This is a genomic window from Streptomyces sp. AC627_RSS907 (assembly GCF_019049165.1).
On the sequence record NZ_JAGMUE010000748.1, the window covers coordinates 1 to 569 of the forward strand.

The following is a 569-nucleotide window of genomic DNA, read 5'->3' on the forward strand; positions in this document are numbered from 1 at the left end:
GTTCCACACCGCCGTACAACTGCACCGCGCCGCCCCCGTGCACACGGTGGCCGAGATCCGGGCCGCCGTCGACCGGCAGGCGCGCGAGGAGCGGGAGCTGTGCCTGTCCCCGGCGTTCTTCCGACAGTTCGCCGCGGAGGCGCCGGGTGACGTGCGGGTGCGCGTCGAGCTCAAGCGCGGCCGGGCCGACAACGAACTCTCGCTCTTCCGCTACGACGTGACGCTGTTCGCGCCCCCGGCGACGGCCGGCCCGGACGACGCGCCGCGCCCGGGCGAGCCGGCGGCCACGCCCGCCCCGCGCGTCGTCGCCTACGCGGACCCGAACGCGCCGGCGCCCGCGGGCGCCACGGCCACCGAGGCCCTCCGCGGCCATCTCGCGCGGGCCGGCGGCCCCGTCCTGGTGACCGGCATCCCCAACCGGCGCCTGGTGCGCACGGCCGCGGCCGTACGCGTGCTCGCCGACGCCGCGGACGCCGGCGAGGCCACCACCGCCTGGGACGTGGAGCGTGCCCTGTGGGAGCTGACGGCGGACACGGCCGACGCCGACGCGGGCGCGCACCCCGAGGACG

1 protein-coding gene is annotated in these 569 nt (G+C 79.1%); it reads left to right on the top strand.

The genetic code is table 11. The features are described from left to right. A partial coding sequence (locus tag KUM32_RS38405) for a hypothetical protein (RefSeq protein WP_217146441.1) occupies nucleotides 1-569 on the top strand: 569 nt, incomplete at both ends.